Genomic DNA, 18,985 nt, shown 5'->3' with positions numbered 1-18,985 from the left:
ATACAAAGCGAGCCGGGTACCGTAGGCCCGGACGGCAGCCTCGGCGCACAGCGATGTGACGGCCGGGACCGACGGAGAGGGCTGGTAGGTAGCTATGGATGAGCCGCGTCGCCTCGGCGGCCGGTACGAGCTGGGCCACGTGCTCGGCCGTGGTGGCATGGCCGAGGTCTACCTCGCGCATGACACCCGGCTCGGCCGCACCGTGGCGGTGAAGACGCTGCGCGCGGACCTCGCGCGCGACCCGTCCTTCCAGGCCCGGTTCCGCCGGGAGGCCCAGTCGGCCGCCTCGCTCAACCATCCCGCGATCGTCGCGGTCTACGACACGGGCGAGGACTACATCGACGGGGTCTCCATCCCGTACATCGTGATGGAGTACGTCGACGGTTCCACCCTGCGCGAGCTGCTCCACTCCGGCCGCAAGCTGCTGCCGGAGCGCGCCATGGAGATGACCATCGGCATCCTCCAGGGCCTGGAGTACGCCCACCGCAACGGCATCGTCCACCGCGACATCAAGCCGGCCAACGTCATGCTGACGCGGGGCGGCCAGGTCAAGGTGATGGACTTCGGCATCGCCCGTGCGATGGGCGACTCCGGCATGACGATGACGCAGACCGCGGCGGTCATCGGCACGGCCCAGTACCTCTCCCCCGAGCAGGCCAAGGGCGAACAGGTCGACGCCCGCTCCGACCTGTACTCCACGGGCTGCCTGCTGTACGAGCTGCTGACCGTCCGGCCGCCCTTCGTCGGCGACTCCCCGGTGGCCGTGGCCTACCAGCACGTCCGCGAGGAACCGCAGGCGCCCTCCGTCTTCGACCCCGAGATCACCCCCGAGATGGACGCGATCGTCCTCAAGGCGCTGGTCAAGGACCCCAACTACCGCTACCAGTCGGCCGACGAGATGCGCGCCGACATCGAGGCGTGCCTGGACGGCCAGCCGGTCGGCGCCACCGCCGCGCTGGGCGCGGTCGGTTACGCCGGCTACGGCGACGACCAGGCGACCACCGCGCTGCGCCCGGAGTCCCCCGCGGCCGCCACGGCCATGCTCCCGCCGATGAACGGGGACGACGGCGGCTTCGGCTACGACGACCGCCCCGACCGGCGCCGCCAGCAGCCGAAGAAGTCGAACACCTCCACGATCCTGCTGATCGTCGCCGGTGTCCTGGTGCTGATCGGCGCCATCCTGATCGGGAAGTACGCGTTCAGCGGGCACGGTGTCAACGACAAGCCCTCGGTGCCCAATTTCGTCGGCATGTCCGAGAAGGACGCCCGCAACACCGCGGCGAACGTGGACCTGAAGGTCTCCGTCTCCGACCGCAAGCCCTGCGCGAACGAACCCAAGGGCATGGTGTGCTCGCAGGATCCGGCGAAGGGCACGAAGGTCGCCAAGAACACCACCGTCGGCCTGGTGATCTCCACGGGCGCGCCCAAGGTCGCCGTGCCGAACGTCCTGGGCCAGACCTTCGATGCCGCCCAGACGGCGCTGACCGGGGACAAGTACCAGTTCAAGGTCAACCGCAAGGACGAGGTCTCCACCCAGCCGGCGGGCACCGTCATCAAGCAGAACCCGGACCTCGGCACCGAGGTCGAGAAGGGCGCCACGATCACCCTCACCGTCGCCAAGGCGGAGGAGAAGGTGACCATTCCGGGCGATGTCGTCGGCAAGTCCTGTGCCGACGCCAAGGCCGAACTCCAGGGCATGGGCCTGGTGCCGACCTGCAACGACCAGGCGACCGACAACCCGGACGACGACGGCAAGGTCCTGTCGGTCAATCCGCCGGCCGGTCAGCAGGTCGCCAAGAACACGCCCGTCGCGATCAACGTGGGCAAGGCGCAGAACGACCAGGTCCAGGTGCCCGGCATCCAGGGCAAGAAGCTCGGCGACGTGAAGCAGCTGCTCGCCCAGGCGGGTCTCTCGCTCGGCAACGTCACGGGCGCCAACGACGACAACGCGCTGGTCGTCAGCTCGAACCCGGCGCCCGGCACCACGGTCGACAAGGGCCAGGCCATCGACGTGACCGCCATCGGCGGGGGCGGCCAGGGCAACAACGGGGACAACGGGGACAACGGCGGTGCCAACATCTTCGGCGGCATGAACGGCTGACCCGGCCTGCGAACGCCAGGTCCCCTGCCGGAATCTCCCGGCAGGGGCCCTGGCGTGTTCCCGGCGAACGCTCAGCGCAGCTCCGGCGGGGGCGTCCGCTTGCTGTCGACCTTCTGCACCCGGACCAGTTCGCCCCACACGATGTAGCGGTAGCGCGAGGTGTAGACGGGCGTGCAGGTGGTCAGCGTGATGTAGTGGCCGGGCTTCTTCCAGCCGGACTCCTTGGGGACCGCGTCGACGACGCCGACGTCGTACTTCGAGGTCTCCGGGAGGATCGAGGCGACCTTGTAGACGTACCAGTCGTCCCGCGTCTCGAAGACGATCGGGTCGCCCTTCTTGAGCTTGTCGATGTTGTGGAACTTCGCGCCGTGGCCGTCGCGGTGGGCGGCCAGGGTGAAGTTCCCCTTCTTGCCGGTCATGGGGAGCATCGCCTTGACCGGGTCGGTGTAGTAGCCGGCGACGCCGTTGTTGAGGACGTCGGTGCTGGTGCCCTTCTCGACCAGGACCGAGCCGTTCTTCATCGCGGGCACGTGCAGGAAGCCGATGCCGTCCTTGGTGTCCAGCGCGCCCGGCCCGCCGGCCGCGCTCTGCGCCCAGTGCTCGCGCACCTTCTCGGCCTGCTTGTCGGCCTTGCGGTCCGCCAGCACGTTCGTCCACCACAGCGAGTAGACGACGAAGAGGCCGAGCAACACGCCCACGGTGATGAGCAGTTCGCCGAAGACGCTGACGGCCTGCGCGATCCGGCCCGGACGCCGGCGCGGCTCGGCGGGTTCCGGGTCGGACGCGGCAGTGATTTCCTCGGTCGCTTCGTTCTCGTCGGCGGTCGCTGCCACAGTGTCCTTAGCCCTTACTCGATGAGCGCGTCCGGCTTGCCCTTGCTGCGGGGGCGCACCTCGACCATCTTGCCCCAGACGATCAGCCGGTACTTGCTGGTGAACTCCGGTGTACAGGTGGTCAGGGTGATGTAGCGGCCGGGCTTGGTGAAGCCCGAGCCCTTCGGGATCGGGTCCAGCACGCTGGTGTTGGACGGCGAGGTGACCGGGAGGGTCGACGTCACCTTGTAGACGTAGTACGTGTCCTGGGTCTCTACCACCACGGGGTCGCCGGGGGTGAGCTTGTTGATGTACCGGAACGGCTCGCCGTGGGTGTTGCGGTGCGCCGCGAGCCCGAAGTTGCCGGTCCTGGCGTCCGGCATCGCCGTCTTCAGCGGCGCCTCGCCGTAGTGCCCGACCATGCCCTTGTCGAGGACCCTGGTGGTGCTGACGCCCTCCGCGATCGGCGCCACCACGTCCAGCTTGGGGATGTGCAGGATGGCGAAGCCCTGGCCGGGCGCGAACACACCGGGGGCGCGCTTGCCGTTCGCCCAGTCGTCCTGGAGCTGATGGGTCGCGCTGCCGGCCTGGGCGTGCGCGCGGACGTTGGTCCACCACAGCTGGTAGGTGACGAACAGCAGCATCAGCACGCCGGTGGTGATGAACACCTCGCCGATCACCCGGCTGGCGATCACACCGGGTCCCGGCTTGGCCAGCCGCGCCCGCCGCCGGGCCTCGACCCGTGTCAGCGGGCGGTCCGGATCGTCCTCCGCCCAGGCGGGGGCGGCGGACACACCGGAGGACACACCGGAGGGCGGGCCCCCGGTCACCGGGTCCCGGCGCCCGCCGTGCCGCTTGGCCGCCCTTCTGCGGGCCGCACGGCCACCGGGAGCGGGTCCAGGTGCGGAAGGGGCCGCTGGGGCTCCAGAGGCCCCCCTGGGCCCCGCGGACGCCGGGTCGGCGACCCGCAGCACCATCGTCTCCGCGTCGAAGGGGGCCTCGTGGGGCGCACCGCCGTGGGACTCGTACGGTTCCCCGCCGCCGTACAAGTCCTCGCGCTCGGGGCGCAGGGCGGTCACGCCGTGGCCCTGCCCACCACCGGGGCGAGCCCCGCCGACCTCGCCACGGCATCCTGGTCGCCGCACTGAGCCAGCCAGTTGGCCAGCATCCGGTGGCCGTGCTCGGTCAGCACCGACTCCGGGTGGAACTGCACGCCCTCGACGGGCAGTTCACGGTGGCGCAGGCCCATGATGATGCCGTCGGGCGTACGGGCCGTGACCTCCAGCTCGGCCGGGACCGTCGCGGGCTCGGCGGCCAGGGAGTGGTAGCGGGTCGCGGTGAAGGGGGAGGGCAGCCCGGCGAAGACGCCCTTGCCCTCGTGCTCGACCGGGGAGGTCTTGCCGTGCAGCAGCTCGGGCGCCCGGTCCACCACCCCGCCGTACGCCACCTGCATGGACTGCATGCCCAGGCAGACGCCGAAGACCGGGACCCCGGTGGCCGCGCAGTGGCGGACCATGTCCACGCAGACGCCGGCCTGCTCGGGGGTGCCGGGGCCGGGCGAGAGCAGGACGCCGTCGAAGCCGTCCTGGGCATGGGCGGTGCTCACCTCGTCGTTGCGCAGCACCTCGCACTCGGCACCCAGCTGGTACAGGTACTGGACGAGGTTGAAGACGAAGCTGTCGTAGTTGTCCACGACGAGAATGCGCGCGCTCACTGGTTGTCCACCGTCACATCGTTGAAGGGCAGCAGCGGCTCGGCCCACGGGAAGACGTACTGGAACAGGACGTACACCACGGCCAGGACCAGGACGACGGAGATCAGCAACTTCACCCATACGTTTCCCGGCAGATGCCGCCAGATCCAGCCGTACATGCCGTCCTTGCCGTCCCTTCCGTATCCCTACGGCACCAGACATCCGCCGTACGTCACCAGACTAGCGGCGCGGCCCGTCCGGTTCGCCCGACTCCACAGGGTCGGGGACGCCGGCGCCGGCCGGGGCGGTTTTGTGCGGCCCTTTGTCGATCCGATACGCGCGCGAGGGCTACTGCACGGGCTTCGCGTAGTGCAGGTCCACTGTGCCGGAGTAACCCGGCAGCGTCACCGTGCCGTCGTCGGTGACGTTCCAGCCGAGGCCGTAGACGTTGACGTACACCATGTAGGTCTGGATCGCCTTGCTGTCCGCGAGCGACTTCTGGAGCCGGTCCGGGTCCCCGATCGCCGTGATCTTGTACGGCGGTGAGTAGACGCGGCCCTGGAGGATCAGCGTGTTGCCGACGCAGCGGACCGCGCTGGTGGAGATCAGCCGCTGGTCCATGACCTTGATGCCCTTGGCGCCGCCCTGCCACAGGGCGTTCACCACGGCCTGGAGGTCCTGCTGGTGGATGACCAGGTAGTCGGGCTGCGGCGGGGGGTAGCCGGGGAGCTTGGCGGTGGCGTTGGGCGGGGCGTCGTTCAGGGTGACGGTGACGGCCCTGCCGGTGAGCCTCTGGGTGCCCGCGCTCTTCTCCAGGCCGGTCAGCCGCCGGTCCTGGGCCTCGGTGCTGCCGCCGTCGCTCTTGGCCAGGGACTCCACGCCGTCGCGCAGGGCGGCGTTGGACTCGTCCAGGTCCTTGTTCTTGCGGCTGCGCTGCTGGATCAGGTCGGACAGCTTCAGCAGGGAGCCGTCCTGGCGGATGTCGGTGCCCTTGGCCGTGTCGAAGCTGGTGAAGAAGATCAGGCCGGCGAGCGCGAAGACGGCCGCGGTGAGCATCCGCACCGGGCGCACCCGCGGCCCGCGGCGAGGGCCGGAACCCATTGCTCCCGTACCGGGGGAGTCGGCAGAATTGCTCAACGTACCCTTACTCTCCTTCGGCGCCACGGAAGCACTACGCTAACGGACGCCCGGGGGAGCACACAGAGTCGTCATGTTGGCCACTTGTACGCTGCCCGAGCCCGATCAGTTACCTGCGCGGCCACGCAGCGCATCGACAGGAGAGACCCTCGTGCCGAAGTCACGTATCCGCAAGAAGGCCGACTTCACGCCGCCGCCGGCGAAGCAGGCCGCGGCGATCAAGATGAACAACCACGGCTGGGTCGCCCCGGTCATGCTGGCCATGTTCGTCATCGGCCTGGCCTGGATCGTCGTCTTCTATGTGACCGACGGCTCGCTGCCCATCGACGCGCTGGACAACTGGAACATCGTGGTCGGCTTCGGCTTCATCGCCGCCGGATTCGGTGTCTCCACGCAGTGGAAGTGACGCGGACCCGCTGAGTTATCCACAGGTCTAGGGATTTCCACATCCCCCTGGGGAAAAGACTACGATCTGTGGATAACTCAGCGAGGGTTGACGCCGGTACGACTGCACTACTGGTGCCCACACAGGCGTTCGCACCCGCCCCTACCTGCGAAAACACATCCGAGCGGCCCTAGGCGCACCTGAGGCCGCACCGTGTGCACAAGATCATGCACCCGCTGTGGACAACGGTTCGGTATCAGGTGAGCTGAGCGGTCCTGACCAGGGTGAGTACGGCCACCACCACGAGCACCAGCGCACAGGTGCCGTACTGCACGAGCGCCCGGTTGCGGCGCGGGGCGTGCACCATGGCGTACCCGGTGACGAGCCCCGCCACCAGGCCGCCGACATGGGCCTGCCAGGCGATGTTGAAGCTCGGGGTGAACGTGATGATCAGGTTGACCACCAGCAGCGCGAACAGCGGCCGCATGTCGTAGTTGAGCCGCCGCATCAGCACGCCGGTGGCGCCGAAGAGGCCGAAGATCGCTCCGGAGGCGCCGAGCGAGGGCGCGTTCGGGGCGGCGAGCAGATAGGTGAGGGCGCTGCCCGCGAGGCCCGAGGCGAAGTACAGGGCGAGATAGCGGGCGCGGCCGAGCGCCGCCTCCAGGGGGCCGCCGATCCACCACAGGCTGAGCATGTTGAACAGCAGATGCGTGAACCCGGCATGCAGGAACATGGCGGTCAGCAGCCGGTAGTACTGCCCCTCGGCGATGCCCTGCACCCCTGGGATCAGAGGGGTGTACGCCTGCCCGATCACCTCGAAGCGCTGTGTGAAACTCTCGCCGACGGCCAGCTGCACCAGGAACAGGGCGATGTTGACCCCGATCAGCACCTTGGTGCACAGCCGGGGGTCCGCCGCCATGGTGCCGCCGGCCAGGGTGCGCGGGCGGGCCGCGGCCATGGTGCGCGCGGTGCCGCCGCCCGGCGGGTGCGGCCGGGCGGGGCCCCCTCCGTGGACGCACTCGGGGCACTGGAAACCGACCGAGGCGCTGACCATGCACTCGGGGCAGATGGGGCGCTCGCAGCGGGTGCAGCGCACCCCGGTCTCACGGTCCGGGTGCCGGTAGCACACGGGCACGCTCCGGGCGTCCGGTGCGCTGCTTGCGATGTGCTCCATGATCCCCTCGCTCCTCTGGCACTTCCCCGGCGCATACCCCGCCCCGCCCATCCTTACGGACGAGCGGGGCGTTTGGTTCCCCGTGGGGCGTCCGGGTCAGCCCTCGCGGGTCTCGACCACGACCGACTCGATCACGACGTCCTGCGCGGGACGGTCGTTGCGGCCGGTCTTCACGGCCGCGATCTCGTCCACGACCTTCTGGCTGGCGGGGTTGGTGACCTCGCCGAAGATGGTGTGCTTGCGGGTCAGCCAGGTGGTCGGCGCGACGGTGATGAAGAACTGCGAGCCGTTGGTGCCCGGACCGGCGTTGGCCATGGCCAGCAGGTAGGGCTTGTCGAAGGACAGGTCCGGGTGGAACTCGTCCTCGAACTTGTAGCCCGGACCGCCGATGCCGGTGCCCAGCGGGTCACCGCCCTGGATCATGAAGCCGCTGATGACACGGTGGAAGATCGTGCCGTCGTAGAGCTTGTCCTTGCTCGTCTTGCCGGTCTTCGGGTGGGTCCACTCGCGCTCGCCCTTGGCCAGCTCGACAAAGTTCTTGACCGTCTTGGGCGCGTGGTTCGGGAAGAGCCGGACCTCGATGTCGCCGTGGTTGGTCTTCAGGGTGGCGTAAAGCTGCTCAGCCACGATCTGCCTTCCGTCGTCTTCTGTCGTCTTCCTGTGACGCTCCGATCCTCGCACGGGTGGGTACTCGCGGCGCCAGTCGGCCAACCGAAGGAGCGCGCGGCACCCGTATGCCTGTCCCGCATGCCGCATGCCGCGTCGACAGGCATGATCCGTAAAAGGGTGGAAAGTCGAATTCCGTACGCCACCGAGGAGGAGGAAACCGTGACCCGCATTGACAGCGTGCGCGCCGCGACCGGCTCGGCGAAGGACAGCGTGCTGCACGCCGCGGAAGTGGTGGCGCCCTACGCCGACACGGCCAAGGAGCGTGCCGCGCTCTACGCGCAGGAGGCACGCGTACGGCTCGCGCCCGTGGTGTCGGGGGCCGCAGAACAGGCCCGCGCGCAGTACAACGCCCAGCTCGCCCCGCGTCTGGAACAGGCCCGGCGCACCTATGTGCCACCGAAGGTGGACCTCGCCGCACAGGAGGCCGCCTGCCGTACCCGCAAGGCCGCCCGGCAGGCGGCCGAGTACTCGCGCCCCCGGATCGAACAGGCCGTGGCCGCCGCCGCGCCGGTGGCCGACGAGGCCGCGGCACGGGGTGCCGCCGCGCTGGCCGCGCTGCGCGGCCAGGTCTCCGCGCAGGACATCCAGAAGCTGGCCCGGCGCAACGCGCGCAGGTGCCGGGCCGGCCGCGCCGCGAAGATGCTGGCGCTGGCCGCCCTGGCGGCGGGCGGCGCCTTCGCGGCATGGAAGTGGTGGGAGCGCCAGGCCAACCCCGAGTGGCTGGTCGAACCGCCCGCCGCGACGGAGGTCCCCGAGCCGGGCGGCGGCCTCGGTTCGGTGGACGGGAGCGGCGGCGAGGAGCAGCCCTGAGCATCTTCCTGGAAACGGGCTCCTTCCGCCGGAGGGGGCCCGTTTCACGTGAAACGTCCGCTGCGGCGGGTCAGTTGATGTGCAGGTGGGTCACATAGCCGTAGGCCTGGTACTTGGACTCGCCCTTGCCGAACGTGTGCCGGTAGACGGAGCCGTCGCCCGGCTCGTAGTCGAACCAGCCCGCGTTGTTCCCGCTGCTGAACTGCTCGACCCCATCCTGTCCGATGTCCAGGTCGCCGGCGTTGGCGAAGCACCGGGTGGTGCCGGTCCCGTTGGGGTTGCGGATGCCCAGGTGAAAGTACTGGCTGCCGAAGTCGGCCTGGCAGTCGAAGACGTTGACCTCGTTCGTCGCGTGCGCGGGTACGACCCCGGCCAGCAGTGCGGCCGTCGACGCCACGGCGATGAAAGCCCCTCGCCACTTCCTCATACGCGGTTCCTCCCATGAGAGCGCTCCGCTCACGATAGGTGACCGAACGGACACCGGGTGCGCTTTTGGAGAAATCCGCCGAAGTGCTGCGGGATGCGGCGGGATGCGGCCTTACCGGGCGCGGCCGCGGGCCGCGGTCCTACCGGGCGCGCTCGATGTGCGACCTGGTCAGGGCGAACAGGATCAGCAGGTCCAGGGCCATGACGGGGATCGCCCACGCCGGGTAGTACGGCACGAACATGAACTGGGTGATCAGGCTGATCCCGGCCGCCACCACGCCGGCCCTGCGGCCCCAGCTCATCCCCGCGAGCAGACCGAAGCCCGCGACGACGAGGACCATGCCGATGACGAGGTGGATGATGCCCCAGGGTGTCAGGCCGAAGTTGTAGGCGTATCCGGTCGACGTGGCGAACAGTCTGTCGTTCGCGATGCCCGCCGCGCCCATGAGGATGCTGAGCGGTCCGCTGAGCATCCTCATGGGCGCGGCGGCCAGTGAAGCGCTGTCGACCGTACGGCCCCCGTGCCCGTGCTGTGTCTTGTCGGATGCCACCGTCATGGGCGTCGCCTTCCTGTGCGGCACGGCCGGCCACGCACAGCGGCCGTGCGGACCCAGCCACGCTCTCCCTGACAGGATCACCGCAAGAGGCCCGCCCTGCGACCGGGGGCCCGCTCGCGCGGTCTGGCCGGTGCCGGGGCTCTCCGTTGGCGTGCGGTGCCGCGGCGCGTTGCCGGGCCGGCGTCCCCGACGGCGACCGTGACCGGGGCGGCGAGGCGAGGACGCGGCGGCCGGGCGCGGGGGCCCCGGCCGAGGGGGCACAGCCGGTCTCGGTGACGTTTCGCCGTCCCCGGCCGCCGGTGTTCCGGGCCGGTGCGACGGTGCGCACCAGGAGGGCGGCGAGACCGGCCGGGCAGAGGACCGCGAACAGGGCCGCCAGCAGCGCCGTCAGCACGGCGTGAACCCGGCCCCGCGGTCGTGGTCTCATCGCATCCGAAGAAAATCTCACGACCCCTTGCTAAAGGATGACTGGCGCCGCCCTCGCTCCGACACCCCGCGCCGCCCCCGGAAAGCCCCCCGGTCGGCGGAACCCGGCGTGCGCGAACCGGTCACCTCTGGTAGCGGGCGCGGCCCACGGCGGCGGCCACGGTCAGCGGGACGCTGAGCAGCGCGGCCGTCAGGAACAGGCCCTGGTAGGCGTGGCGTTCCGCGGCCCCGGCGGCGAGGGCGCTGGCCAGGGCGCTGCCCACGTAGAGCGCCACGCCGAACATCGCGACGCCGGTGGCGCGGGCGGTCGGGGACAGGGCGGTGGCCCAGGACTGGATCGTGGAGTGCATGAAGGACCAGCCGCCGCCGAGCAGCAGCGCGCATCCCACCAGCGCGGGCACGGACAGGCCGGCCGCGGCCAGGCCGAACGCCACCGCCATCTGCGCCCCGCCGACCACGATCAGCCGTACCGGCGTCCAGCGCCCGACCAGCCGCTTGACCAGCCGCGCCGCCGCCATCGACCCCACGCCGTACAGCGCGGACACCACGCCGGCCAGCGTCGCCGAGGCGCCCTGTGCCTCCAGCGCCGGTGCGAGGTACGTCAGGAAGCCCAGCAGGACGGCGCCTTCGAGCATCGCGACGGCCATGACGTACCACTGCCAGCGGGAGCCGAGCACCACCTTGAACGGGGCGAGCAGCGCGCCGGGGGCCGCGCGCGGTGGTTCCGGCAGTCGGCGCAGGGCGACGACCAGGCAGGCGGCGATCACGCCGGGCAGCGCGAAGACCAGCCGCCAGCCGGCGTAGTGCGCGAGCGCCCCGGCGACGACGGTGGCCACGGCGGTGCCCAGCGCGAACGCGGTCATCAGCTCGCTCAGCGGGCGCTGGCGGACCGCGGCGGGCACGGTGTCGCCGACGTACGTGATGGACGCGGCGATGGACGCGGCGAAGCAGGCGCCGGCCGCGACGCGCGCCACGATCAGCACCGTGGCGTCGGGCGCGAAGGCCGACAGCAGCGCGGCGGCGGTGGCCCCGGTCAGCGAGATCCGCATGACCCGCACCCGGCCCAGCCGGTCGCTGGCCAGGCCCCAGACCGGCTGCATCAGGCCGTAGGCGAGGAAGTAGCCGCTGGCGGCGAGCATCGCCGTGGTCAGCGGGACACCGAGCCGGGCGCCGATGAGCAGCAGCATCGGGGTGATGCAGAAGCGGTCGAAGTTGCTGACGAAACCGGCCGCGCGCAGCAGGCGTAACGAGGCGGCTGGCATCGTCCGCGCGGCCGGGCCCCCACCGGCGGTGGCCGCGGGGGGCGTCGGGGTGGTGCGGGGTGCGTCGGCGGTCTCCATGGGGCTCCTTGTCGTGCCTGACGGCGTTTGCCGGACAGGATCCAGCTCACCACCGCGGCCTGCCGGGACGAGCCCGTAGCCGATTACCCTTGCTCACACCCTGGGCGCGGTGCGCCGGTCCGGGGAGCAGGCCGGCGGTGCGGGGAGGAGCGGGGGCGTGCACGGCAGCGGACCCGAGGGACCACGCCGGGAACTGGGCGCCTTCCTGCGCTCCCGCCGCGAGCGGCTGAAGCCCGCCGACGTGGGGCTGCCCGGCTCGCCGCGGCGCCGTACGCCGGGGCTGCGGCGCGAGGAGGTCGCCGCCCTGGCCGGGGTCAGCCGGTCCTGGTACGCGTGGCTGGAGCAGGGCCGGGTCCGCACCTCGGCGCAGGTACTGCGGTCGGTGGCGCGGGCGCTGCGGCTGAACGCGGACGAAACCGCGCACGTGCTGTCGTTCGTGGAGCACGCGGGACCGGCCGGGCGGCCGCCCGGATGGGTGTCGCGGAACCTGCTGTCGCTGGTGGAGTCGCTGGCGCCGAACCCGGCCGCGGTGCTCGACCCGCACTGGGACCTGCTGGCCTGGAACGCGGGGTACACGGCGCTGCTCACCGATCTGGCGCGGCTGGCGCCCCGGCAGCGCAACCTGCTGTGGCTGGTGTTCCGCTGGCCGCCGAGCCGGGCGCTGCTGGCCAGTTGGGAGCCGGAGGCGCGGAGTCTGCTCGGCCAGTTCCGGGCGAAGGCCGCCCGGCATCCGGAGGACGGCCGCTACGCCGAGATCACCGCGGAACTGCTGGCCGACCCGGACGCGGCCCGCTGGTACGGCCGCCGGGAGACCGCGGCGTTCCATCCCGCCGTACGCCATTTCCGGCACCCGGTGGCCGGGGACCTGCGGCTGCGGTACGTGAAGCTCGCCGCGGTGGACGAGCCGGGCCACCATCTGCTGGCCTACCTGCCCGACGACAGGACGACGAAGGAGGCCCTGGAGTCGCTCACCGTCGGGAAGAGGACCGGCGCCCCGGCCGCGCGGCGGAGCTGACCAGGATCATCTTCGGGAACCTCCCCGGAGGGGTCCCCATCTCTCTGCGCGGTGCGGCGGCAGCGGTGACGCGGGGGCTCCCTCGTTGCAGCTGACCGATCCGCGGAACAAGAGCACGAAAAATGCCCTCTGAAACCGCGTTTCCGCAGTTCAGAGGGCATTTCCCTAAGTGGAGCCTAGGGGAGTCGAACCCCTGACATCCGCCATGCAAAGACGGCGCTCTACCAACTGAGCTAAGGCCCCGAGGATGGGGGTGGCCTCCGGTGGGGGTGTCCCGGCCGGGTGCCGGGGACCAGAGTACCGGGTCACCCCCCGTATCCCGCAAAAAGATTGGGGGTCCCCGCGCATGACCACGCTCCGTAAGATGCTCAACCGTGGTTCGCTACAGCGAACCGCGGTATTCAGGGGAAGCGATGGGGAGACGCAATGGACGCCGCACAGCAGGAAGCCACCGCAAGAGCGAGAGAGCTCCAGCGGAACTGGTACGGGGAGCCGCTGGGGGCGCTCTTCCGTAAGCTGATCGACGATCTCGGGCTCAACCAGGCCCGGCTCGCGGCGGTCCTGGGGCTGTCCGCTCCGATGCTCTCCCAGCTGATGAGCGGCCAGCGGGCCAAGATCGGCAACCCCGCGGTGGTCCAGCGCGTGCAGCTGCTCCAGGAACTGGCGGCGCAGGTGGCGGACGGCAGCGTCAGCGCGGCCGAGGCGACCGAGCGGATGGACGAGATCAAGAAGTCCCAGGGGGGCTCGGTGCTGAGCAACACCGCGCAGTCGACGAACGGTTCGGGCGCGCCCACCGTCAAGCGGGTCGTCCGCGAGATCCAGTCGCTGCTGCGCTCGGTGGCCGCCGCGAGCGACATCATCGAGGCCGCCGACGCGCTCGCCCCGACCCAGCCCGAACTCGCCGAGTTCCTGCGGGTCTACGGCGCCGGCCGCACCTCCGACGCGGTCGCGCACTACCAGTCGCACCAGAACTGAAAGCTTGCCCGGCACCGGGGGGAGCCGGGCGGGGCGGGCCCGAGGGGGAGGAGCTGCGGCAGTCATGGGCGAGGTGTTCAACGGCCGGTACGAACTGGCCGACCCGATCGGGCGCGGCGGCGCGGGCGACGTATGGCGGGTGTGGGACCACCGGCGGCGGCGCTATGTGGCCGCCAAGGTGCTCCAGCAGCGCGACGCCCACTCCCTCCTGCGCTTCGTGCGCGAGCAGGCCCTGCGGATCGACCACCCCCATGTCCTCGCCCCGGCGAGCTGGGCCGCCGACGACGACCAGGTGCTGTTCACCATGGACCTGGTCGCGGGCGGCTCCCTGGTCCGCCTCGTCAACGACTACGGCCCCCTGCCGCCGGCGTTCGTGTGCGTGCTGCTCGACCAGTTGCTGTCCGGGCTCGCCGCCGTGCACGCCGAGGGTGTGGTGCACCGGGACATCAAGCCCGCCAACATCCTGCTGGAGGCGACCGGTACCGCGCGGCCCCGGCTGCGGCTGGGGGACTTCGGCATCGCCATGCGGTTCGGCGAGCCGCGGCTGACCGACACCAACCTCGTGGTGGGGACGCCCGGTTACCTCGCCCCGGAACAACTGGCGGGTGGGGACCCGGACTTCACCGCCGACCTGTTCGCCGTGGGCCTCGTCGCCCTGTATCTCCTGGAGGGCGCGAGGCCCGACGCCGGGGAACTCGTCCGGTACTTCACGGAGCACGGCACGCCGGGCCCGCCCAAGGGCATCCCCGGACCGCTGTGGGAGGTCGTCGCCACGCTGCTCCAGCCCGATCCCCAAGCGCGGTACCGCTCCGCCACGGGGGCCCGCAAGTCGCTCGCCGGCGTCATCGAACTCCTGCCGGAACCGACCCTGGACGACGAGCCGATCGAGATCTTCGACCAACTCCCGCCGCTCCCGCCGGGTTTCGGCCCGCACGGCCCCCTGGAGAAGTCCCCGGCCCCCGCCAACGCCCCCTTACCCGCCACCACCCCCTTCCCGGACACCACCCCGCCTACAGGCACCACCCCGCCCCCGGCCACCCCCTCCGGCCCCGGCGGCCCCCTCTCGGACACCGGAAGCTTCCGCCTCCCGCCGCCCCCGCTCGCCGATCCCACTCCGCCCCCGCCCACCACACCCCCGCTGCCCCCCATCGCCCCCACGCCCGGCCACGGCCCCTGGCCCCCGCACCCCGTGCGTCCCGGCGACAGCGTCACCGCCGCCTACACGCCCCCGGCCACCCAGGCGCCGCCGGTCCCCCCGGCTCCCCCGCCCGTCACCCCGCGGCCCCCGGCCCCGCACGGCCGCCGCGCCCGGCGCAGGACCGGCCCCCCGGCCAGGGCCGTCGTCCCGATCCTGCTGCTGGCGCTGGCCTGTTACGCCGTGGGCTTCTGGGCGCTGAGCCGCGTCTGAGCCCGCCGGGCCGCCAGCGTCCATCCGCCGAGCACCAGCAGCAGCGCGGTCCCCAGCCCGATCCCGCCGGCCGCGACGGCCTTCATCCCCGGCGAGCCACCGCCCCCGGTGCCGTCATCGCCGTCCCCGCCGACCGGCGGCGCCCCCTCGTCCCACGCCGTCGGCGTGAAGACGCCGGCCGGCTCCGGGCGCCCGGCGTAGCCGGGACCGGCGTGCGCCCGGCCGTCCACCCGGACCCGCAGCGTCACGTCGTACGGCCCCTGCCCGAACGCCGCGGTCACCTGGTCGCTGAGGTGCAGCACCAGGTAGTAGTCCCCGGCGAAGCGCAGGGCGCTGACGGCGGCGGGGGCGGCGTAGCGGTTGGCGTACTCGACGGGCGGCAGCGGGGCGAGAGCGACCGGCTTGCGGACGCCGGTGTAGCCGAGGGAGACGTCGTCGGCCAGGCCCCGCACGGGGTCGTACAGGGAGAGGTCAAGGGCGCCGCCAACGTACCCGTGCCCCGCTGCGCCGCCCAGTTCGGCGGCGGCCGAGAGCCGGCGGCCCCAGTCGAGCGGCACCTTGTAGAACAGGGTCTGACCGGGCACGAGGGTGGTCCGCCAGACCCCCTGCCCCAGCGGCCGGGCCGCCGCGAAGCCCGCCCCGCCGGAGCGCTCGCGGGCCTCGCCGGTGACCGGCTCGGGCGAGGCGGAATCCCGGATCCGGGGCGGGTCGGTGGGGCCGGGGGAGGCGAGCCGGGGTTCCGTCGCGGGGGCCAGCTCCAGGTCCCAGGGCCCGGACGTGCCCCCGCTGTCGAGGCGTTCGACCAGCACGGAGTACGTCCCCGCGCCCTGGCACAGCGCCCGGCCCGCCTCGCGTTTGCCGAGGGCGGTGACCGGACGCGGGCTGAGCCCGGCGCCGAAACGGGCGGTGGCGAAGGAGCAGGCCGTGCCGTGCGCGTCCCGGACGGTGACCCGGATGCCGTCGGTGGAGGTGACGTCCGCGCCCGCGGGCGGTACGGCGGTGACGGGGACGTACGCCGTTTCCGTGGCGTCGGCGAGGTCGAGGCGGTAGGTGAGCCGGCCGTGCGCGGGCAGGGAGCCGCGGTAGACGCGGCCGGGGTCGAGGCGCGGGGCACCGGCGGCGGAGGCCGTGCCCTGGACGGGCCGGGCGCCGGGGGCGAAGGCGTAGGTGCCGGGGCCGGGGGCGGCGGACGCGGCGCCGGCCGGGAGCAGGCCCGTACCGCACAGCCCCACGGCCAGCAGCACGGCGGCCGGGCGCCCGCGCCCCCGCCGCCCCGCCGACAGCCGGTACCGCCCTGCCGTCAGCCGGTACCGCCCCGCCGTACGCCGGCGCCCCCACGCCGTATCCCTGCGCCCCCGCACGCGCCCACCCCCTGTGACGTCCTGTCCTCGCGGCCCATCCTGCCCCGGCGGCCACAGCGCCATCAGGGCGATGGACGCAGCCGTCCGAAAGGCATCGCCCGGCGCCCGCCCGGTGCGGCCACGCCTACCGCACCCCGCAGAAGGCCGCAACCCCACGCAAAGACCCCGGCCGCTTGCTGCGACCGGGGCCTGCTGAAATCTGGAATCGGACTCACGAACCCGTGGGCACGGAGTCAGTCGCCTCCGTCCACAGGTCCTGCTCGGCGCGATCCGCCTGAATCTGGCGGTACACGAGGAGTCCGCCGATGGCGGCCAGTGCGACCAGGAGCAGCTTCTTCACCGCGCGACCTCGTCTTTCCTTGACGTAGGGGACCTCTGGCGCCCGACTATACACACCGGCCGATATCGATCGGTGACCTGCGTCCGGCCCCAACTCCGGCCCCTGCCAGCGCAATAGCCCAGGTCGGGCGCCCTCCCGACCAGAGGGTGAGCGCGCCTGGACGGACGGTCACTTTGCTGCCCCTTCGCGCGCACTGACCGGGATTTAGGGGTTTTCCGACCTTCTTACGGCCATCCGAGTGGTGTTCATCAGAACAACGCCGCGCCACGGGCGTCGGTCCACCACTTCGCGGTCCACATACACATCATGAGGAAAGTACGCAAATCGCCCAACCCGAAAGTGAGGGGCCATGGACCGGAACAAGGTCATGAAGCTGTGGACTGCCATCGTCACCGCCTTTCTCGCACTGTGCACGACGCTCGGATTCATGAGCGCCGCCACCGCCACGGCGACCGCCGCGCCGCACACCGAGAGCCCGCGCTCCGAGACCGCGCCCCGCACGGTCCCGGCGATCCCGGCACCACGCCATGGCTCCTGGTCCGCGACCAAGGCCCTGCCCCCCACGATGAAGCAGCGGATCAGGGCCGAGGCCCACGGGAAGTCCCCCAGCTGCCGGCACCGCCCCCTCGACGACACCCAGCTGACACCGGACGAGCACGAGGCACAGAAGAACCGCGAGGCGCAGGAGACGGAACGGACGGGCCAGGAGACCGAGGGCCACCGCTCCGCCACCTCGCTGGACTGCTGAGCCGGCCCTCCTCCCCTTCGGCACCGCGACGTCTCGACAACCCGGCGACTTGCGTACGCACGGTCGACACGAAAGAACCCCCGGCCCCACGGCCGGGGGTTCCGCGCGTTCCACGGGGGTCCGGACCGATCCGGGCGGCTCCTGAGACGATGGCCGCGGTATCCCGGAGAGGTCTTTGAGAGGTGGTGAGTGCTGCCGTGACCCGGCGCGCCACCGTTGTCACCGTCATCACCGCCGTCCACGCCCCGTCGGCCCGGTTCCTGCCGGACGCCTGGGCGTCGCTGTGCGCGCAGGAACTGCCCGGCGGCGCCGGCTGGGAGTGGGTGATCCAGGAGGACGGCACGACGGACGAGGTCCGCCCGTACGTCCCCGAGGACCCGCGGGTCGTCTTCCACCAGGGCAGACCCGGTGGGCCGGGGGTCGCCCGCACCATCGCGCTGGCGCACGCGCGGGGCGCGTATGTGAAGGTCCTGGACGCCGACGACCGGCTCACGCCGGACGCGCTCGCCCGCGACCTCGCCGTACTGGAGGCCGATCCGGGCCTCGGCTGGACGACCTGCCGGGTCCTGGACCTGCTGCCCGACGGCTCCACGGCGGGTTTTCCCGGCGACCCGGACGAGGGCCCGCTGGAGCGCGGCACCGTGCTGCGGCACTGGAAGGCGAACGACTTCCGGCCCCCGGTCCATCCGGCGACCCTCTGTGTGCGCCGGGAGCTGCTGACCGCGCTGGGCGGCTGGATGGCGCTGCCCGCCTCCGAGGACACCGGGCTGCTGCTGGCACTGGACGCGGTGAGCCGCGGCTGGTTCTCGGCCGAGGCCGGGCTGCTCTACCGCAAGTGGGAGGGGCAGGCCACCGGCCAGTCCTCGCACGCCGATCCCGCCGAGCGCACGGCCCGCGCGGCAGTCGCGGAGGCGAGGGCCCGCGCACTGGCCGGCCTCGGCTGGACGTATCCGGCACGGTGAGGGCCGTACCGACGCTCCCGGCGCGCTCCTACTCCCCGAGCCTTCCCCTGCTTCCGAGCCCTCCCCTACTCCCGAGCCCGCCGCTATTCCCCGAGCACGATCGCCTGCGAGGGACACCGTTCCGCCGCCTCCCGGACCCCCGGTTCGCCGGCGGCCTCCTCCTTGCCGGGGAGCACCACGCCGTAGCCGTCCTCGAAGGCGAACACGTCCGGCGCCCGGAACGCGCACTCCGCGGAGCCGTAACACGCGGCGCGGTCGACGGTGACCTTCATACGTCCTCCAGCCGTGGGCAGTTCGGGTTCCAGGACGTCACTGCCCGGCCGGACGGCCCCTCAACCGGCCGCGTCGCCGCCTCGGCTCGTCCCCTGCCCGCCGGCACCGGTCCCTCCCCTCGTGGGGACCGGTGCCGGGCGGTGCGGGACGTCGATCCGCGCCTCGTCGGCGTAGTGGCGCGGATCGAAGCATGGGAAGTGACGGGGGGTCGTGGGGGTGGGTGGGGAGTGGGAGTGGGGGTCGTCCGGGCGGGCCCGGCTCAGATGACGGATCGCCGGCCGCTCGCGGTCTGAGGTGAAAGTCGACCGAAAATGTGCAACGCCATGAGGTGTCTCTCCGAGCGCCGGGCCGTTGGCCTGTCCGGACGGTGTGT

At 71.9% G+C, this 18,985-nt stretch carries 21 protein-coding genes and 1 tRNA gene; 8 read left to right on the top strand and 14 right to left on the bottom strand.

The annotated features are described in order from the left end of the window. Nucleotides 1-94: 94 nt before the first annotated feature. Nucleotides 95-2,101: a Stk1 family PASTA domain-containing Ser/Thr kinase gene (gene pknB / locus AC069R_RS09475; protein ID WP_478765944.1), complete on the top strand. Its 2,007-nt coding sequence runs from the start codon at nt 95-97 to the stop codon at nt 2,099-2,101. Between the two features lie 71 nt (nt 2,102-2,172). Here pknB and AC069R_RS09470 read toward each other — a convergent pair whose 3' ends face one another. The 5 genes from AC069R_RS09470 to AC069R_RS09450 form a co-directional block, all read right to left on the bottom strand. Next, nucleotides 2,173-2,934, bottom strand: coding sequence for a class E sortase (locus AC069R_RS09470; RefSeq protein ID WP_478765942.1), 762 nt, complete (start codon nt 2,932-2,934; stop codon nt 2,173-2,175). A 14-nt stretch (nt 2,935-2,948) separates the two neighbouring features. After that, entirely contained in the window at nt 2,949-3,992 is a 1,044-nt protein-coding gene (locus tag AC069R_RS09465) for a class E sortase (protein WP_478765940.1), read from the bottom strand. Next, on the bottom strand, nt 3,989-4,627 hold the full coding sequence (locus AC069R_RS09460; RefSeq protein ID WP_478765938.1) for an aminodeoxychorismate/anthranilate synthase component II: 639 nt from the start codon (nt 4,625-4,627) through the stop codon (nt 3,989-3,991). The genes AC069R_RS09465 and AC069R_RS09460 overlap by 4 nt, the downstream gene beginning before the upstream one ends. Continuing rightward, on the bottom strand, nt 4,624-4,785 hold the full coding sequence (locus AC069R_RS09455) for a hypothetical protein (protein WP_392212326.1): 162 nt from the start codon (nt 4,783-4,785) through the stop codon (nt 4,624-4,626). The genes AC069R_RS09460 and AC069R_RS09455 overlap by 4 nt, the downstream gene beginning before the upstream one ends. 169 nt (nt 4,786-4,954) lie before the next feature. Next, nucleotides 4,955-5,743, bottom strand: coding sequence for a DUF881 domain-containing protein (locus tag AC069R_RS09450; RefSeq protein WP_478765937.1), 789 nt, complete (start codon nt 5,741-5,743; stop codon nt 4,955-4,957). A gap of 151 nt (nt 5,744-5,894) precedes the next feature. Here AC069R_RS09450 and crgA point away from each other — a divergent pair, with 151 nt between their 5' ends. Beyond that, the gene (gene crgA, locus AC069R_RS09445) at nt 5,895-6,149 is read left to right on the top strand and encodes a cell division protein CrgA (RefSeq protein WP_478765935.1); all 255 of its coding nucleotides are present in this window, start codon (nt 5,895-5,897) and stop codon (nt 6,147-6,149) included. A gap of 235 nt (nt 6,150-6,384) precedes the next feature. Here the strand turns inward: crgA and AC069R_RS09440 are convergent, their stop codons facing one another. Then, nucleotides 6,385-7,302: a rhomboid family intramembrane serine protease gene (locus AC069R_RS09440; RefSeq protein ID WP_478765933.1), complete on the bottom strand. Its 918-nt coding sequence runs from the start codon at nt 7,300-7,302 to the stop codon at nt 6,385-6,387. A gap of 96 nt (nt 7,303-7,398) precedes the next feature. After that, nucleotides 7,399-7,929 (bottom strand): peptidylprolyl isomerase, encoded by a 531-nt coding sequence (locus tag AC069R_RS09435; RefSeq protein WP_478765931.1) that lies wholly within the window; start codon nt 7,927-7,929, stop codon nt 7,399-7,401. 201 nt (nt 7,930-8,130) lie between these two features. Here AC069R_RS09435 and AC069R_RS09430 point away from each other — a divergent pair, with 201 nt between their 5' ends. Next, nucleotides 8,131-8,781 carry a DUF5324 family protein gene (locus AC069R_RS09430; RefSeq protein ID WP_478765929.1) on the top strand — a complete coding sequence of 217 codons (651 nt, stop codon included), beginning with the start codon at nt 8,131-8,133 and terminating at the stop codon, nt 8,779-8,781. 70 nt (nt 8,782-8,851) lie between these two features. On the opposite strand, the gene AC069R_RS09425 is transcribed toward AC069R_RS09430, so the two are convergent. From AC069R_RS09425 to AC069R_RS09415, 3 genes are all read right to left on the bottom strand, one after another. Further along, the gene (locus tag AC069R_RS09425) at nt 8,852-9,208 is read right to left on the bottom strand and encodes a beta/gamma crystallin domain-containing protein (protein WP_478765927.1); all 357 of its coding nucleotides are present in this window, start codon (nt 9,206-9,208) and stop codon (nt 8,852-8,854) included. Nucleotides 9,209-9,347: 139 nt separating this feature from the next. Beyond that, the gene (locus AC069R_RS09420) at nt 9,348-9,764 is read right to left on the bottom strand and encodes a DUF7144 family membrane protein (protein WP_478765925.1); all 417 of its coding nucleotides are present in this window, start codon (nt 9,762-9,764) and stop codon (nt 9,348-9,350) included. Nucleotides 9,765-10,312: 548 nt separating this feature from the next. Continuing rightward, nucleotides 10,313-11,530 (bottom strand): MFS transporter, encoded by a 1,218-nt coding sequence (locus AC069R_RS09415; protein WP_478765923.1) that lies wholly within the window; start codon nt 11,528-11,530, stop codon nt 10,313-10,315. Between the two features lie 157 nt (nt 11,531-11,687). On the opposite strand from AC069R_RS09415, the gene AC069R_RS09410 reads away from it, so the two are divergent. Beyond that, on the top strand, nt 11,688-12,545 hold the full coding sequence (locus AC069R_RS09410; protein WP_478765921.1) for a helix-turn-helix domain-containing protein: 858 nt from the start codon (nt 11,688-11,690) through the stop codon (nt 12,543-12,545). 170 nt (nt 12,546-12,715) lie between these two features. Here the strand turns inward: AC069R_RS09410 and AC069R_RS09405 are convergent. After that, nucleotides 12,716-12,788 (bottom strand) — tRNA-Ala (locus AC069R_RS09405). A 183-nt stretch (nt 12,789-12,971) separates the two neighbouring features. Here AC069R_RS09405 and AC069R_RS09400 point away from each other — a divergent pair. Beyond that, entirely contained in the window at nt 12,972-13,520 is a 549-nt protein-coding gene (locus tag AC069R_RS09400; RefSeq protein WP_397985032.1) for a helix-turn-helix domain-containing protein, read from the top strand. Nucleotides 13,521-13,584: 64 nt separating this feature from the next. Continuing rightward, entirely contained in the window at nt 13,585-14,928 is a 1,344-nt protein-coding gene (locus tag AC069R_RS09395; RefSeq protein WP_478765919.1) for a serine/threonine-protein kinase, read from the top strand. Here the strand turns inward: AC069R_RS09395 and AC069R_RS09390 are convergent. Together AC069R_RS09390 and AC069R_RS09385 are read right to left on the bottom strand one after the other, a co-directional pair. Then, a complete protein-coding gene (locus tag AC069R_RS09390; RefSeq protein WP_478765917.1) occupies nt 14,892-16,289 on the bottom strand; it encodes a hypothetical protein in 1,398 nt (465 codons plus the stop codon). The genes AC069R_RS09395 and AC069R_RS09390 overlap by 37 nt on opposite strands. Before the next feature lie 211 nt (nt 16,290-16,500). Next, the gene (locus AC069R_RS09385; RefSeq protein ID WP_003999697.1) at nt 16,501-16,629 is read right to left on the bottom strand and encodes a DLW-39 family protein; all 129 of its coding nucleotides are present in this window, start codon (nt 16,627-16,629) and stop codon (nt 16,501-16,503) included. A gap of 349 nt (nt 16,630-16,978) precedes the next feature. On the opposite strand from AC069R_RS09385, the gene AC069R_RS09380 reads away from it, so the two are divergent. Together AC069R_RS09380 and AC069R_RS09375 are read left to right on the top strand one after the other, a co-directional pair. After that, nucleotides 16,979-17,377 carry a DUF6344 domain-containing protein gene (locus AC069R_RS09380; RefSeq protein ID WP_478765916.1) on the top strand — a complete coding sequence of 133 codons (399 nt, stop codon included), beginning with the start codon at nt 16,979-16,981 and terminating at the stop codon, nt 17,375-17,377. A gap of 185 nt (nt 17,378-17,562) precedes the next feature. Then, entirely contained in the window at nt 17,563-18,339 is a 777-nt protein-coding gene (locus AC069R_RS09375) for a glycosyltransferase family 2 protein (protein ID WP_478765914.1), read from the top strand. A gap of 83 nt (nt 18,340-18,422) precedes the next feature. Here AC069R_RS09375 and AC069R_RS09370 read toward each other — a convergent pair whose 3' ends face one another. After that, nucleotides 18,423-18,611, bottom strand: a complete 189-nt coding sequence (locus AC069R_RS09370; protein WP_397985037.1) for a ferredoxin — start codon at nt 18,609-18,611, stop codon at nt 18,423-18,425. Nucleotides 18,612-18,985: the final 374 nt, after the last annotated feature.

This window comes from Streptomyces sp. NPDC043952, from assembly GCF_056435325.1.
The sequence above is the reverse complement of the archived record's forward strand: the minus strand, read 5'-3'. Positions and strand labels throughout refer to the sequence as shown.

What these genes read in the sequence shown, in the direction of transcription:
- AC069R_RS09440 (WP_478765933.1), bottom strand. Translation starts at nt 7,302, where the DNA reads ATGGAGCACATCGCAAGCAGCGCACCGGACGCCCGGAGCGTGCCCGTG.
- AC069R_RS09380 (WP_478765916.1), top strand. Translation starts at nt 16,979, where the DNA reads ATGGACCGGAACAAGGTCATGAAGCTGTGGACTGCCATCGTCACCGCC.
- AC069R_RS09370 (WP_397985037.1), bottom strand. Translation starts at nt 18,611, where the DNA reads ATGAAGGTCACCGTCGACCGCGCCGCGTGTTACGGCTCCGCGGAGTGC.
- AC069R_RS09420 (WP_478765925.1), bottom strand. Translation starts at nt 9,764, where the DNA reads ATGACGGTGGCATCCGACAAGACACAGCACGGGCACGGGGGCCGTACG.
- AC069R_RS09400 (WP_397985032.1), top strand. Translation starts at nt 12,972, where the DNA reads ATGGACGCCGCACAGCAGGAAGCCACCGCAAGAGCGAGAGAGCTCCAG.
- AC069R_RS09395 (WP_478765919.1), top strand. Translation starts at nt 13,585, where the DNA reads ATGGGCGAGGTGTTCAACGGCCGGTACGAACTGGCCGACCCGATCGGG.
- AC069R_RS09425 (WP_478765927.1), bottom strand. Translation starts at nt 9,208, where the DNA reads ATGAGGAAGTGGCGAGGGGCTTTCATCGCCGTGGCGTCGACGGCCGCA.
- AC069R_RS09455 (WP_392212326.1), bottom strand. Translation starts at nt 4,785, where the DNA reads ATGTACGGCTGGATCTGGCGGCATCTGCCGGGAAACGTATGGGTGAAG.
- AC069R_RS09415 (WP_478765923.1), bottom strand. Translation starts at nt 11,530, where the DNA reads ATGGAGACCGCCGACGCACCCCGCACCACCCCGACGCCCCCCGCGGCC.
- pknB (WP_478765944.1), top strand. Translation starts at nt 95, where the DNA reads ATGGATGAGCCGCGTCGCCTCGGCGGCCGGTACGAGCTGGGCCACGTG.